9 protein-coding genes and 1 pseudogene are annotated in these 15,194 nt (G+C 65.5%); 6 read left to right on the top strand and 4 right to left on the bottom strand.

Annotated features, from left to right (window positions below; genetic code table 11):
• Positions 1 to 255 precede the first annotated feature (255 nt).
• Together RKD20_RS47020 and RKD20_RS47015 are read left to right on the top strand one after the other, a co-directional pair.
• Positions 256 to 4,983 carry an RHS repeat-associated core domain-containing protein gene (locus tag RKD20_RS47020; protein ID WP_424883543.1) on the top strand — a complete coding sequence of 1,576 codons (4,728 nt, stop codon included), beginning with the start codon at positions 256 to 258 and terminating at the stop codon, positions 4,981 to 4,983.
• Between the two features lie 65 nt (positions 4,984 to 5,048).
• The gene (locus RKD20_RS47015; RefSeq protein WP_424883542.1) at positions 5,049 to 5,582 is read left to right on the top strand and encodes an SMI1/KNR4 family protein; all 534 of its coding nucleotides are present in this window, start codon (positions 5,049 to 5,051) and stop codon (positions 5,580 to 5,582) included.
• Between the two features lie 571 nt (positions 5,583 to 6,153).
• On the opposite strand, the gene RKD20_RS47010 is transcribed toward RKD20_RS47015, so the two are convergent.
• Positions 6,154 to 6,708 carry a hypothetical protein gene (locus RKD20_RS47010; RefSeq protein WP_424883541.1) on the bottom strand — a complete coding sequence of 185 codons (555 nt, stop codon included), beginning with the start codon at positions 6,706 to 6,708 and terminating at the stop codon, positions 6,154 to 6,156.
• Positions 6,709 to 7,625: 917 nt separating this feature from the next.
• On the opposite strand from RKD20_RS47010, the gene RKD20_RS47005 reads away from it, so the two are divergent.
• Both RKD20_RS47005 and RKD20_RS47000 read left to right on the top strand, forming a co-directional pair.
• Positions 7,626 to 8,000 (top strand): hypothetical protein, encoded by a 375-nt coding sequence (locus RKD20_RS47005; RefSeq protein WP_424883540.1) that lies wholly within the window; start codon positions 7,626 to 7,628, stop codon positions 7,998 to 8,000.
• An 855-nt stretch (positions 8,001 to 8,855) separates the two neighbouring features.
• A complete protein-coding gene (locus RKD20_RS47000; RefSeq protein ID WP_424883539.1) occupies positions 8,856 to 9,476 on the top strand; it encodes a hypothetical protein in 621 nt (206 codons plus the stop codon).
• Between the two features lie 37 nt (positions 9,477 to 9,513).
• Here the strand turns inward: RKD20_RS47000 and RKD20_RS46995 are convergent.
• Positions 9,514 to 9,609, bottom strand: a pseudogene (locus tag RKD20_RS46995) (alpha/beta fold hydrolase); the annotation flags it as partial.
• A gap of 7 nt (positions 9,610 to 9,616) precedes the next feature.
• On the opposite strand from RKD20_RS46995, the gene RKD20_RS46990 reads away from it, so the two are divergent.
• Positions 9,617 to 10,621 carry a DUF2399 domain-containing protein gene (locus RKD20_RS46990; RefSeq protein WP_424883538.1) on the top strand — a complete coding sequence of 335 codons (1,005 nt, stop codon included), beginning with the start codon at positions 9,617 to 9,619 and terminating at the stop codon, positions 10,619 to 10,621.
• Positions 10,622 to 10,979: 358 nt separating this feature from the next.
• Positions 10,980 to 12,956: an ATP-dependent nuclease gene (locus RKD20_RS46985; RefSeq protein ID WP_424883537.1), complete on the top strand. Its 1,977-nt coding sequence runs from the start codon at positions 10,980 to 10,982 to the stop codon at positions 12,954 to 12,956.
• Here RKD20_RS46985 and RKD20_RS46980 read toward each other — a convergent pair.
• Together RKD20_RS46980 and RKD20_RS46975 are read right to left on the bottom strand one after the other, a co-directional pair.
• Positions 12,916 to 13,545: a hypothetical protein gene (locus tag RKD20_RS46980; protein WP_424883536.1), complete on the bottom strand. Its 630-nt coding sequence runs from the start codon at positions 13,543 to 13,545 to the stop codon at positions 12,916 to 12,918. The genes RKD20_RS46985 and RKD20_RS46980 overlap by 41 nt on opposite strands.
• A 41-nt stretch (positions 13,546 to 13,586) precedes the next feature.
• Positions 13,587 to 14,717, bottom strand: coding sequence for a hypothetical protein (locus tag RKD20_RS46975; RefSeq protein WP_424883535.1), 1,131 nt, complete (start codon positions 14,715 to 14,717; stop codon positions 13,587 to 13,589).
• Between the last annotated feature and the right edge of the window lie 477 nt (positions 14,718 to 15,194).

Raw genomic sequence — 15,194 nt, 5'->3', positions numbered from 1 at the left:
CACGTTTGAGCCGCTGGGTAGCTCCCCGCAACGGGGCGCGCCGTTCGCTCGTGTGCCGCCCTGCACCAGTGATCGTTCCGGGCCAATCCTGGCGGCTCAAGCAGCCGCGCCCTAGCTAGCCCTACGAAAGAGACGGCTTCGTGCCGTGTGGAGGGGACGATCCGCAGGTGAGTCCTCCGGTTAGGGTGGCGGGGGGGCGTGTGCTTCGGGTTGGTGCGCGTGAAGTGGCTGTGGTTTTGAGGGGGTTGACGGGGGATGGGCTACGTCCTGCCTGGCTGGATGGACGAGATCCTGGACTTCATCGGGATCAACTGGCCGAACGTCGACGAGGACGACTACCGCGAAATGGCGGATGCCATGCGGGAGTTCGCCGACCAGTTCGAGGGCCATGGTGCGGAGGCGCATGCGGCGGTCAGCCGCATCCTGGCGTCCAGTGAGGGCGCCGCGGTCGATGCCCTGCAGGAGCACTGGGACCTGGTGAAGTCCGGGCATCTGGAGAAGGTGCCCGATATCGCCCGCCTGTTCTCGGATGCCTGTGATGTGGTCGCGGACATCATCTATGGGATGAAGACCAAGGCCGAGATCGAGCTCGGGGTGATGGCGGCCTCGATCGGTGTCAGCCTGGGTCTCGCGGTCGTCACCGGCGGCCTGTCCGCGATCATCGGGGCGGCGGAGACCGCCGCGATGCGCCAGCTGATCAAGCGGATCATCGACGAGGCGGCCGACCAGATCGTCGATGAACTCCTGGCTCGGGTCACTGAGCCGATCACCGGTCGGCTGGAGCAGATGGTCGAGGACACCGTCCTGGACCTCACCGACAACCTCATCAAGCTCCCGCCCGCCACCGGCGGCGCCGGAGCGGGGGAGGGCGGTCATGGCGGCAGCCACACCGGCATGATGCTCGCCTCCGCAGGCGGGCCCTCCGCAGGCGGCGGGGGAGGGGGCGGCGGCCGGGTCTTCATCGACCACGAGGAGTACGAGAACGGCGCGGGCAAGCTGTCCCGCCACGGCGAGGCCCTGCACACCGACTCGCTCGGTTCACTGGGCCGGGCCAAGGGTGCCTTCGGCCGCACCCGGGGCCGCGATCCATTTACTCAGGCATTCGACTCTGTGCTGCACGGTGCGCTCGACGGCGCGGAGAAGGCGCTGAAGAAGGTCGGCAAGCACCTCACGGAGGACGTGCCCGGCGGGTTGCGCGCCACCTCGCGCACCCACCGCCAAAACGACAGCGACATCTCCGACCGGCTCAAGGCACTCACCAAGGGCGAGTCGGACACCCCCAAGGTGCCCGGCGCCCGCAGGGGCGGGCGCAACGGCAAGGGCCCGGATCCGCTGAACAGCGCCCGCGACGATGCACGCCACCACGGTGTGGAGCCGGACAAGCGCATCTGCCGCACCGACCCGGTCGACGTGGCCAGCGGCCAGATGCTGCTGGAACAAAGAGACCTGGACCTTCCCGGGGTGCTGCCGCTGGTCCTCAAGCGCACACACCTGTCCGACTACACCTACGGCATGTGGTTCGGCCGCTCCTGGGCCTCGACGCTGGACGAGCGCATCGAGGTCGACATCCGCAACCAGGCGATGTGGGCGCGCGAGGACGGCACGATCCTTGTCTACGAGCAGCTGCCTGGCCCGCAGACACCTGAGGTCTGGCCGTTGGAGGGGCCGCGTATCCCGCTGCGGCGGATCTCCGAGATGGGCGCCCAGGACCTGGAGTTCGCGGCAACCGACCCGCGCACGGGCTGGACGCGCTACTTCTCCAAGCCGGGCGGCAAGGGCTGGCAGCTGTGGCTGACCACCATCGAAGACCGTAACGGCAACCAGATCGACATCCACCGCGACGCCACCGGCCGCCCCCTCGACATCACCCACAGCGGCGGCTACGACATCAAAGTCACCGGCGACCACGGCCGCGTCACCGCCCTCGCTCTACGCGGCCAAGGCGACGGCGAACACGCCCTGCCCGTTGCCGAGTTCGGCTACGACGAAGACGGCGATCTCACCGGGGTCATCAACTCCTCTGGCACGCCGCTGCGTTTCACCTACGACGCGCAGGGCCGCATTACCTCGTGGACCGACCGCAACGCCTCCACCTACCGCTACGTCTACGACACGGCTGGCCGTGTCGTGCAGACCGTGGGGCCGGATGGCTTCCAGTCCAGTACCTTCGTCTACGACGCCGAGCACCGCACGACACGCTGGACCAATGCGGTGGGCGCGGTCACCGAGTTCCGGCTCAGCGAGCGCGGCCAGATCATCGCCGAGACGGACCCGCTTGGCCACACCACCGTCCAGCGCTTCGACGACCGCGACCAGTTGCTCGCGCGCACCGATCCGCTCGGCCGCACGACCGGCTTCGAGTGGGACGAGTACGGCAACCTCGTCACGGTCGAGCACGCCGACGGACGGCGTACCCACGTCACCTACAACGACCTCCACCAGCCGATCACCATCGTCGAGCCGGGTGGCGCGCGCCTGGAGTACGCCTACGACGAGCGGGGCAACCGCACTGCCGTCACGAATCCGGCCGGCCTGGGCGTGCACTACGCCCACGATGCATCCGGCGGCGTCACGGCGATCACCAATGCCCTCGGTGAGACGGTCACGATCCGCTGCGACCGCGCCGGGCTGCCCGTGGAACTCGTCGACCCCCTGGGCGTGGCCACCCGCTACGAACGCGACCCCTTCGGACGGCCCGTCGCGATTCATGGTCCCGACGGGCAGAGCACCCGCCTGGACTGGAACGCCGAAGGCAAGCTGCTCCGCCGGACTTACCCGGACGGCAGCACGGAGTCCTGGAGCTATGACGGCGAGGGTAACTGCACCGCTCACATCGACCCGGCCGGTGGTACCACCCGTTTCGAGTACACGCACTTCGACCTGGTCGCTGTGCGCACCGGCCCGGACGGGGTGCGTTACGCCTTCGAGTACGACGCGGAGCTGCGGCTGTGCCAGGTCACCAACCCGCAGGGGCTGACCTGGACCTACCAGTACGACGCGGCGGGACGGCTCACCGCGGAGACCGACTTCGACGGGCGCACCCTCTCCTACGCCCTGGACGCTGGCGGGCAGCTCACCGCCCGCACCCTGCCCTCCGGCGCCGTCATCGGCTACGAGCGCGACATCCTGGGCCGCACGGTCCGCAAGAGCGTCGACGGCCACCACGTCACCTACGCCTACGACACCCTGGGTGAACTCGCCCAGGCCGCCAGTGCCGACTGCACTGTCACCTTCCAGCGCGACAACGCGGGCCGCATCATTGCCGAGTCCGTCGACGAGCGCACGCTCACCTTCCAGTACGACGCGCTGGGCCGCCGCACCCAGCGCACCACGCCCACCGGCGCCGTCAGCCAGTACCGCTACGACGCGGCCGGCAACCGCAGCTCGGTCTCCGCCTTCGGTAAGACCATCACCTCCGCGCACGATGCCGCGGGACGGGAGATCGCCCGGCACATCGGCCCTCACCTCGCGCTGGGCACCGCCTACGACGAGCTCGGCCGCATCGCCACGCAGTCGCTGCACGGCGGTGGTGGAGAGCAGCTGTGGCAGCGCGCCTACGCCTACCGTCCCGACGGGCACGTCACGGCGATCGACGACGCCCGCGACGGACGGCTGCGCCTGGACCTCGACACTGTCGGCCGGGTCACCTCCGTAACCGCGGCGACCTGGAGCGAGACCTACGCCTACGACGAGGCGGGCAACCAGAGCGCCGCCCAGTGGCCCGGCACCGGCCACCGCCAGGAAGCGGGCGGCGAGCGTGAGTACGACGGCATGCGCGTCACCCGCGCCGGCACCATCCGCTACGAGTACGACTCCTCGGGCCGCATCGTCCTGCGCCAGAAGATCCGCCTGTCGCGCAAGCCGGACACCTGGCGCTACACCTGGGACGCAGAGGACCGCCTCACCACCGTCACCACCCCCGACGGCACCCTGTGGCGCTACCTCTACGACCCGCTCGGCCGCCGCCTGGCCAAACAGCGCATAGCCGCCGACGGCGTGACGGTTGTCGAGGAGACCCGGTTCACCTGGGACGGCACCACCCTCGTCGAGCAGACCACCCACACCCCCGGCACCCCCGACGCGATCTGCCTCACCTGGGAACACGACGGCCTCACCCCCATCTCCCAGGCCGAACGCAAACTCCACGCCAACACCCCGCAAGAGGTCGTCGACCAGCGCTTCTTCGCGATCATCACCGACCTCGTCGGGACCCCGACCGAACTCGTCGACGACCAGGGCCACACCGCCTGGCGGGCCCGCAGCACCCTGTGGGGAATCACCGGCTGGGACAACGGCGCCACCGCATACACACCGCTGCGCTTCCCCGGCCAGTACTTCGACCCCGAAACCCAGCTGCACTACAACTACTTCCGCCACTACGACCCGGAAGTCGCCCGCTACCTCACCCCAGACCCCCTCGGCCTGGCCCCGGCACCCAACCCGTTCGCCTACGTCACCAACCCGCTCACCTGGATCGACCCGCTCGGCCTCGCGCCGCAGTCGTGCCGCAAGAACGAACCCGACGACCCTAGCTGGGGCGGCCGGGTCGTCTACAGCCGCGATGGCGGCCGTCCCGGAGCCATGCACGCCACCCTCGGCCTGGACATGATGGGCGCCAACCCCACCGACCCGCACGGTGACCCGCCCGGCTGGGAGAAGGACAAGGGCTTCAACCGTGCCCACCTGCTCGGCGCTCAGCTCGGCGGCTCGAACTACGACCCCCGCAACTTCGTCACCATGCACTCCTACGCGAACTCTCCCGTCATGCGGCACATCGAGAACCAGGTACGCGCCGCCGTCACGAGGGGGGAGATCATCCAGTACAGCGTGACCCCCGTCTACGACGGCGCGAACAAGATCCCTCTCGGGGTACGGGTCGAGGCCCATGGCAACAACGGCTTCCAGTTCACCGAACATCGAAGCACCGGCAACACGGAGCCCACGAACTCGGCCTTCATTCCCAACAAGAAACGCGGCACCTGACCCGCAGCCCGCCCGTCACGCGCACGTGATAGAGCAGGACAAGCACATCCACGGAGGGAGACTTCATGAACGCCGCACTCGCCCGCCTCACCCAGCTGATCACCCCGCCGTCCGAGCCCAGGACCACGGACTGGGACGCGGTCCAGGAACAGCTCGGCGTCACCCTCCCCACCGACTACAAGGAACTCATCCACGCCTATGGCGGAAGCAACTGGGACGACTACCTCTACCTTCTTGAGCCTGGCTGCCCCAACGACAACTACGACCTGATCGAGTGGGAAGACCAGCAGACCGAAGCACTCGAAGGACTTTGGGAGTTCGAGAAGAAGCCCGACGAACTCGCGGACGCCGACAGCCGGGTCATCCCCTGGGCCACCACCGACAACGGCGAGTGCCTCTACTGGCTCGCAAAACCGGGCCAGAACCCCGACCAGTGGACCGTCATGGCCAACGAGGCCCGCGGCGACCGCTGGGAGCACTACCCGATGACCTGCACCGAATTCCTCCTCGCCGCCCTCACCGGCGACGTGCAATCCGGCGTGCTCTCCTCCCGCTTCCCGCTCACCACGCACGAATACCGGCAGCTGACAACCGTCTGAGCAGCCCACGAGGTGTCGTGACCAAACGGCGCCTGAGCTGGCCGAAGCCGACCCGGGCGCCGTGCACCAGGGCACAGTTACTGCCACGCGTCCGCCCGGCGCCGAGCGCGGAGCGCGGAGCGCGGAGCGCACGTGCGTACATGAAGCGTACGGGTGGAGTTCTGGGTGGTATGCCACAGGCCTCGCTTCCGTGGCCGAGCCGCCTTCCGGGCCCTGGGCTGCTTGTGGGCGGTGGAGACGTCCCTGGACCCGACGGCCATCACGGCCTGCCGAAAACACTCCACTCTCCTGAGGACACACCCCCCGTAGCGGTTGAACACACCGCGAGCCTGCGTACCGCGAACCGGCGAACCAGGCGCCGAGCGGTGCCATCGGTCCGGACGATGCCGACCGGCAGACACAGCCTGGACAGCAGCCGCCGCCAAGCGGAGGGGGCCGACGTCGAACACCACCTAAGTTCGTCCACGCCCCCTGCGGAAAACAGTGCGCACGGACCCCCGCGCCCGCACGCGCGATGCGTCGGCACGGGTGGCAGGGCAACCAGAAAACAGTCGACAGACGCGGGCCTCGATCATGGCTGGCGGGGCATTGCTGTCAGGCCCAGTTCTGCGCGGACGGCGTTGATGAAGTCCTGTTCCGCTGCCCACAGGCGTTCGAAGGCTTGTGAGGGGATGTCGGTCTCCGACAGTGTTGCCCGGGCCGCGGCGACCTCGCGGGCGCAATTGACGAATAAGACTCCGGCCCGGACGGTCTCTGGCCGCTGGGTGACCAGGCGCATGGCGGTGAAGCCGGCTTCCAGCGCTTCCTTGTAAGGTCTGCCGGTCTCGTTGAAGAACGGCATCAGCCGACCGGGTTCACGGGGGTGGGGCACCGCGGTGATGGATGCGCCGGGATCGAGGACGTGGGCGACGTAGCGGCGGTTGGCCGCCAGGAACTCATTGCACACGGACAGGCGGATATCGCGCCACCGCCGCTGATGCTCCCGCTGCCACACCTGGACCGGGCCCTGAAGAAGATCGCCCGAAAGGGTGGCGGCATCGTACTGCTGGACGGAGTGGTGATCCGCACCCGGCGCAGAACCGGGAAGGAGAACGGGAAGAACTAATCCGGCAAGAACAAATGCCACGGCCTGCTCGTGATCGCCCTCACCGACGACCGGGGTCGACTGTTGTGGATATCGGCGGGCCCGCCCCGGGCGCACCTAGGAGATCACCGTCTGCCGGCACGACAAGCTCACCCGGAAACTGAGGGAAGCCGGGCTCGGTGCCATCGCCGAGCTGGGGTTCGTCGGCCTCGACGACGGCGGCCCCGACGCCGACCCGGCGGTGATCACCGGCTACAAACCCGCCCGGAACCGGCCCCTGACGCGAGGCCAGAAGCTGTCCAGCACGGCACTTACGGTCGTCCGGGCACCCGTCGAGCACGGCTTCGCCCACCTCAAGAACTGGCCGTCCTCGGCAAGGTACGCACCGACCCCCTGGGCGGCCGCCCTGGTTCGGGCCTTGCTGGTCCTCACGAACCGCGGAATCGCCAGATGACCGACGATCTATACCAAAGTCACCTGCCAGCGACCAGCATGAGCATCCCGATGCCCACGCACACCAGACCCGTGACCAGAAACTTCAGCTTGCTCACCGCTCAATGGTCTCGGCCGCCCTTCTGTGCGCCCCCCGTGATCGCCTTCACCATCGCGCTCCACGTCTCGGAGAACGGCGGCCCTGGACCTGGCACTCCTCCCCTCGGCACGGCGTACGGCGCCCTGATCACTTGGGCGGGCCTACGCCTGGCAGCCCCGCGAACGGCGTCCCGCCTGCCGGAGATCCTGACGGCGGCCAGCAAGGGGTAGGTGCTGGCGGGCCTGCTACGCGCAATGCCGTACTCAACATCATTCCGGGCATGGTGCGGGGCGGTCCTTTGCGCTGCGCTCGTCCAGGGTCAGTGCCATTTCTGGGCGACTAAGAGGTTTCCGGCTCCTGCTGACGGCGCGTATGCCTACGATTCAGGCGTTCGGCGTACTGGAGAGAAAAGCACAATAGGAGAGACATGTCCGAAGGACAGATGTCGCCCGACCGCGCGGAGCTGGAGAAGCTGCTCGGCAAGGACATCGACGAACTGCTCGTGCTCCTGGCGCAGTCCGACCCGGAGCATGCCGAGACGATGTTCTCGTCCGACGAGGCGAGGGACGCCGGACGACGCCGCTTCGAACAGTTGTCAGCCCCTCTGCGCCGACGTATCTGCCACGAGTGGCGCTACTGCGAGAAGAAGGCGAATGGCGACCTCACGGACCACGTCGAGATCGCGGTGGCGGTCGCCGACCTCATCACCACGGTGGTGGGCGGTCTGCCGGTGGCACTCGTCACTGCCCTCGTGATGAAGCGGGGCCTGAACCAGCTCTGCGGATGCGGTGCCTCCAGTTGACCGTTCCTCCCAACCTGAGTGGCAGTTACCAACCGCGTACGGACCATCTGCGCTTTAACGCCCGCATTCCCGATGAGTTCCCCTTCATCGACTACGAGGTGCGCCGGGCCGAGGACCTTTCCGGGCTCGCCGTCATCGTCGAGGAGTTCCTGCATCGGTGCCAATGGGCGGCGACGCCGTTCGGCCTGGTCTACCGGACCGCCGCGCTGGTACAGGCACGTTTGGGACTGCGCCTGCTGTGCACGCTCGCGGCTGATCCCTCGCTCCGCCTGCCCACCCCCTGGACCAAAGTCCGTGTGAAGGACGTCGCGGCGCCGCTCGCCGAGGATCTGCACACCGTCAACGCTCTGGAAACGCTGATACGTTTCCTGTTCGGCGCACCGCTGGGCCGTCCGCTGAACGAACTGAATGCCGCGCTGGACACGGCCAGGGAGGCACTGACCCACTTCTCCCCGCTGTTGTTCGGAACGTTCCAGTCATGGAACCCACGAGACGTCGTCTACCGGCCGGACGGAACACCCATCACCAACCGCACCACCCGCGAGGTGATGGAGAGCCATGCCTCCGCGTTCGCCGTCGAGTTGCTGAGGTCGCGCTCCGCGGCAGCGGCAGGACCATGGTTCGACGAGCACACTCGGCGCAAGAGGATCGGCATGTACGCCGCGCTCGAAGAGCTGACGAACACGGCCCGGCTGTCGCTGGAGTCCCTTCCGCACCTCGGCACGCAGTGCCTTCTGCAGCGTCGCCGACCTCGCGATCGGCGAACAGATCGCCGATGTAGCAGGACTGCCACCACCTGCCGACTACATCGAGTCCGTGCTGCCGTACGTCCGGTACGGGACGGCGCTGAAGGACGTGGCCCAGTCCGCGGACGCCCTGGCCCTGCTGGAGAGGCAGAGCCCCGAGGAGCACGCCGATCTCGACGACGCCCTGCGACTGCGCGTGATCATGCGCAACGCACTGACGATCAGGGGCCAGGCGTCGCCAGTGCTCGGGTTTCCGGTCATGTCACGGCGTCCGGTCATGCTCCGCAACGCCGCCGCCGCCCGACAGTGGTGCTTCGAGGAGGTGAGCGCGCTGCAGACGGATGGCGATGTCGGACTCGTCGAGGAAGCCCTCGTCGGTGCCACTGCCCACGCGGCGATCCGCTTCTTCACGGTTCAGGGAGAAATGCAGACGGACGCGGTCCTGTTCGAACCGACCGTGGAGCGTTTTCTTCTCCTGACCCGCCTGTGCGACTGGCCCGTCGTCGAGTATAACGACGGGATGGAAGTCTTCCTGTGCGACGCGATGGACGATCCCGGTCCCGTGGTGATCGGCCAGGCGACGGTGTTCGAGGTCTCCAAGGCGATCCATGCGCTGTTGAAGCAGTCGTGTACGGGTTTCGACGGCGACGCATGGCGCATCGGCATCCACCAGCGCTCTCTGACCGAGGTGGTCGGCGTCCGCGCCGGGCAGCTCGTGGGTACGCCCTGACCCGGCCGGCGAGTGTCAGACCGGCTGGGCGTCGGGCTCAGGGCACGAACACCGCTTCCAGGAACGGTTCGATCGCGGCGCGCCAGGCCTCTGGCTGGTCGTAGTGGACTAGCTGGCCCGCGTCACGCAGGTCACAGGCGATGGGGAGGCGGATTATGCCTGGTGCGCCTGGGTATCCGAAGCCGATCTCGCCGTGGGCTCCGGCCAGGGTTCCTGGACCTCGGCGACATCGGCCGTGCTCACGTGAAGAACTGGTCCGCTATGCCCAGGAGCAGTTGCCGCACCTGCCCCGGCTCACCTCACGAGCCGCTGAAGAAACCGTTCCCGGGATGCGCCGTCTCATCGACGCCCTCGCCTCCCTCACCCGCCGCCTTCCCCACGCGCCGCCCCGCGCCCTGGCCAAACTCGCCCACGAACACGCAGGCGACCCCCCACTACTTCGATCCCGCAGCCGGGCCCGGACAACGTCTTATTACCGCTCTCACCGAACTCGCAGACCACCCGGAACCCACCCGCCCCGACCACATACGCGCCTTGCTGGCCAGCCACGGCATCATCGCCGGCCGGCTCTCCGCCACCGTCCTGCTCCACCAAGTCAGACTCTCCGCGACGGTCCCATCGACCGTCGCCTCAACGAGGCCACTACCCCCGTCGCCCTCAACCTTCTCGATCTCACCCGCACTCCGCCTCAGTTGGCTCCGTATCCGTTGACCGTCGTCGAGTGCCCCTCCGTCCTCGAGGCCGCGATGGAGTGGGCCAGCCCCCAGCCCATGGCCTGCACCAGCGGCCAGCTTTGGGCCGTCGACCACGCCCTCCTCCAACTGGCAGTCGACCAGGGCGTACCCCTGCGTTACGCAGGCGACCTGGATGCCGCAGGCCTGCACATCGCCGCCACCGTGCAGCAGACCTACGGAGCCGTGCTTGTCGCTATGGACACAGCACTCGTGCGTGCAGCGGGCGACCGGCCGTCTGTCATCCCGCTCGGCCCTCTCCCGAACAGTTGTGATCCCGAGCTGATCGCCCAGCTCCAGGCAACAGGACGCGTCCTCTACCAGGAACACGACGTCGTACTCATGCGTCTCCTCGACCCGGCGTCCTCATCACGGGAAACCTTGCACCCCACTCCACGACAGATGGGGAGTTAACCCCGGAATGCGGATAACGCAGATAGAGTGCTGACCCACGTGCCACGCAGCGCTGCCGAGGATTCTCCCCTTGATCCACTAATCACAGATAAGCGCCAAGGCGGGTCGGGTGCGGTCTTCTACAGTCCACCTGGGTGATCCAGGCTGTTGCAGAAACTGAAACGAGGCAGGGTTGGTAAAACCGCATCGCAGCTCCAAGCTGCAGACGGACGCGCATGCTACCGCCGCCCGGGCGGTCCGTCTGCGTCTTGCCGTTTCGCTGCACCGTCTTGTCGAGCGTAAAGCGCTGCTGAGGGCCGCTGGGAAGCAACCTCGTAGCAGCGTCTCGAATCAGAAGCCTCAAGCGCGGAAGGCGTACGTGGCACGGTTTCGGAACATCGCAGAATCGTACCTGCCGCTCACTCCGATCACCATCTTAGTGGGGAAGAACAACTCAGGTAAGACCAATCTCTTGAATTCCCTGGCATTGATTTACCCTGACGTTCTCGTCGAGTTCATGGCGGATTATCGCCAATTCTTCGGGGGTGGGGGAATGCATGGGCAAATCAGCCAGTTCTTGAGAGTTCTCCCACGGGGCAGCGAGCAAGACCGTCGGCCCACGGTCGCAGCAATGCTCCTGGATAATGATGCGATATCGGTGAGACTGGAAGACGCGTCGAAGGGCATGGTGGCTACATGGTACAGGGGGCGAGCGGCGATCGGTTCGCTTCACGTAGAAAAAGAATTTGGGAAAGCGCGAGTATTTATCGGTGACGATATCCCGGATCGACTGGATCTGCGCCGGATCACTCGACCGGTCAACTCCGACCAGAATAGGAGCAGTCTGAGGGAACTACAGACCAAGGTCTTTGGGGATCTACGGATCTCCTTCCATGACGCCGGCACCGACGACCAGATGAAGATCGACGAATTGGATGAACTCCTCGCAAATCGATCCGTCGAGGAAGGAGGCGTAGGCGAATTCCTGGAGTCTGCCTCTCAAGCGTTTGGAATGCCTCGCCTTCAATTCCTCCCCATTCGCTCCTTGAATATTCAAATTCTACCGTCTCCGGCGGACATTCGGCGAAGGGGGCAACGATTGGAACAACTTCGTTCTGTCAGGAGCGAGATCGCGTCTGTGCTCGACCCGCATTCGATAGTGGGGAGGCGGGTGATTTCAGTCGTAGACGATCTCATTGAGGATCTGGATCCGAAAAATCCGGAGGGTGGTTTCTTCCTCGGCGGCGGTCTGACCGTTGCCGACGAATTTACTCTGGCTAAAGGTATGGGAAGTGGGTTCCGGTCGGTACTCCTCCTCTACTATAAAGCCCTTCATAATGACATTCTGGTTATTGATGAGCCGGACGCATTTCTCCATCCGGCTCTCCATGAGCGTCTTGCGGCATTTATGCTGGAGCGCTGCGATGAAACACAATTCATCATCAGTACTCACTCCGCCCCGCTGATTAATGCACTCTGGGCGGACCCTCGCGTCAGCGTCCACAGGATGTCTGATGGGGCGGTCAAGGTCGACCGTACTGGGGGACGAAGTAGACGCCACATCTTCGATACTCTGCGCAATGTGGGAGTGCGACCAGGTCAGGTACTGCAGAGCAACGCGGTCATCTGGGTGGAAGGCCCTTCCGACTGTATTTACATAAATCGCTGGCTGAAATTGTGGACAGATGGAGAGGTGAGGGATGGTGTCGATTACGCGTGCATGTTCTACGGCGGACGACTCCTGGCGCGGCTCACTGCAGATTCCAAAGAGGGTGCCGGAGAAATGCGTTCGTTGACCGCCCTGAATAATAATTGCATTGTCGTCATGGACAGCGACAGGAAGGTTTCTGGCCAATCGGTGAACGCCAGCAAGCAGAGGATGGTCAGAGAGGTAGGGAAGGTTGGTGGGGTGGCATGGATCACGGATGGGCGTGAGATTGAGAATTATATCCCTCCCCGAATTCTCGAAATGCTGGGGCTGCTGCCTCCAAAAAGGCATCCCGGAGATTACGGGGACGTGATCGCATCTGTTGCGAAAGAGAGAGGGAAAGGGAAGAAGTACGTGGACAAGGTCGCAATAGCAGAGCAAGTGTGCTCCAGGATCACCCGTAGAGATCTGGAGGAGAATGGTAAACTCGCGGCCCCGTTTGGAAGAAGTAGCAGCCAAGCTCCTCGCTTGGAAACAAACCTGAGGCACTGTCACCTTTTCTGCGCCGGTCGACGGTTTGGTGTCCAGTCCCGGACCGATGCCTCGACCTCCCGCACATGCCAAACGTCGTCATGGGCGCGTGCCGCCGTAATGACGCTATACCGGCTTATGCGTTGTCGAAGACCACCGAGCGAAAACCTTCGGTGAACAGTGCCCCGTACTCCATCGCGGTGGGCACGTCGACGGTGGCGTCGACTGGGTAGATCAGTCGAACGAAGGCGTAGGTTCCAGGGTGTTTGGTCAGATGGGTCTCAATGTCGCGCCAGAGCTTGCCTGCTGGTGAGATGCGCCGGTTGGTGCCGGGTGACTGTAGGAAGTAGTTCGGTCCCCCCTCCAGGCCCCCTTGAGCATGTGACATCGCGTGTCCCTTGTCGAACCCCGATCGGCCAGGGTAGCCGCGGTGGTAGGAGTTGTCGCGCGTGTTCGGGGCTGTGTGCTTTGACCTCCCGTGCATCAATACGGTGCGTTTTGCTGCAAGGTCGAAGAGCACGTCGAACGCTCCATCGGTGAAGGTGTAGAGCTGGCTCTCACCGGCCGTATGGCGGTAGCAATCAGCCGCGATGTCGACAACGTCTTCAGCGAACCGGGCCACAGCCTGTGCGTTGGCCTCAACTGGCACGTACGGCAGGTACGTTGTGGTATTGGCGCGTATCCCGGGCAGGCCGGCGGCAATCGCCTCGTCGACGCGCTGCGTGATCGGCATCGAAGGGCGACGTTTGCGCTTGCTGGCCGGCACTGGGTTCCTCCTGCCGAGTCGTAATGGTGTGGGGTGAACAGTCAGGGCCGGCTCGGTGGCACGAACGGGTTCTCTGCGCAGCTGCGGCTTTCCTCGCCGGGTTCGCACACTTCGATGCGCGGTGAGCTGACAGTCACGCCAGCCGGCTCGCAGGCGTCCTTTCCGGCGAGTGTGATGGTGACGGACACGGGCGTCCGGCCCGGCATCGGCATGTCCACGTGCTGTCTGGTATGTCGCGGCGTTAGCTTTCCCGACCGCGTCAGATCCTCACGCGTGGTGACCGTCCAGGCCACAGCGCCGCACGGCCGGTCCAGGCGGAAGTCGACGAGCAGTCTCGCCCGGTCGTACTGCACGGTGTCCGGCACGAGAACGAGCTTTGCGTCGGCGGGCTGCATCGAACCAGGAGGGGTCATGGACGTCCAACCGAGATCCGTCAGGAACGGACCGTACGAACCTTGCGCATTGGGCGGGTTGACCGTTCGGTCGTTGTCGATCTGCAGGGGCACTGTCATCGCGGGCTGCGGAGTGTGCTGGGGGGAACTGCCGGCAACCACGACTACGCTAAATACGGCGGCCAGGCTGCTGGGAGTGATGAAGCCGAGGCGGTCCTTGACAACAGAGGACCAGATCGTTCTCCGGGAGACGTGAAGATAGCGTCTTGCTGCGTACCACAGGTCTCTGTCGGCCAGATTGGCGGCCAGGGCCTGGGCATCCCATATCTCGAGCTGTATCCCGTGCCTTTTCCGGGCTTCGGCGACGAGAGCCGCACGCTGCCCTTTCGGCAGGGGCTCGATCGCGAAGTAGAAAACCCTCGTGACGGGCTCCCCTTGGGAGCAGATGGAAGCGAGATCTTTCCTGATCTTCGCGGGAAGCCCCCTCCGCTGGAGAGTGCACGCCATCGCCGCAGGCTCTTCCTTCACCAACGCGTTGAACACCGAGGTGCGCGACTGGCCCGGTGGGACGGGACTGATATTGCTCCAGTGGGTTTCCGCGTCTCTGCCCTGATCGCCACCGCTGCTCACCGGGCCGGTAGACGGCATCAGGTTGCTCGCCAGCCGCTTCCGGGCCACTTCCAGGCACAAGTCCTCGAACGGATGGTGTGCGTTGTGAGATCCGAGCCGGACCAGCTGGAACTCGATGTAGCGCTGCAGTTGGACACGATCCGTGAACACGAGGTCTCCGCCGGAACCGGGCACGCGACAGGGAATGACACGCCTCGGCCTACTGCGGAGCGCGTACCAGCCGAGAGACTATCTGCAAGTTCGTCCGGCGCGACCTCATTCCGGCTGCTGAAATCCAGCCAGAATCCAACTGGCGTTACCGCGGGTGACCCTGTGTTCGTTGAATGCCTAGGCCAAAGGCGGCAGTGCCGGGACCTCGAAATGTCGAACATGTTCGCGAATCCGGGTGGTGTCTGAATCTCGTCTGCCCCGCGCCGGAACCTGCATCACTGGATGCCCTCCTGTCTCCCGCTTCGCGAGGACTGTGCTCCACTACGATGAACATGGGGGCATTGCAAGGTGTACTGAAAGTGAGTCGCATGGCGGCCGCTCGCGCCTGTCTCACTTGCGGCCCCTTGGGGTGGGGCTTCGAAGTAGGGGCAAGGCCTTCGCGTCGGCGGAGGGTCAAAGATTTTCACGTGGGGTGGG

Origin of the sequence: Streptomyces sp. SLBN-8D4, assembly GCF_049739545.1 — a bacterium.
GTDB classification, from domain to species: domain Bacteria; phylum Actinomycetota; class Actinomycetes; order Streptomycetales; family Streptomycetaceae; genus Streptomyces; species Streptomyces canus_C.
The sequence above is the reverse complement of the archived record's forward strand: the minus strand, read 5'-3'. Positions and strand labels throughout refer to the sequence as shown.

Bases quoted from the DNA above. Each gene is read 5' to 3' on its own strand.
- RKD20_RS47005 (WP_424883540.1), top strand. From the start codon at position 7,626: ATGTCCGAAGGACAGATGTCGCCCGACCGCGCGGAGCTGGAGAAGCTG.
- RKD20_RS47020 (WP_424883543.1), top strand. From the start codon at position 256: ATGGGCTACGTCCTGCCTGGCTGGATGGACGAGATCCTGGACTTCATC.
- RKD20_RS46990 (WP_424883538.1), top strand. From the start codon at position 9,617: ATGGGGAGGCGGATTATGCCTGGTGCGCCTGGGTATCCGAAGCCGATC.
- RKD20_RS47015 (WP_424883542.1), top strand. From the start codon at position 5,049: ATGAACGCCGCACTCGCCCGCCTCACCCAGCTGATCACCCCGCCGTCC.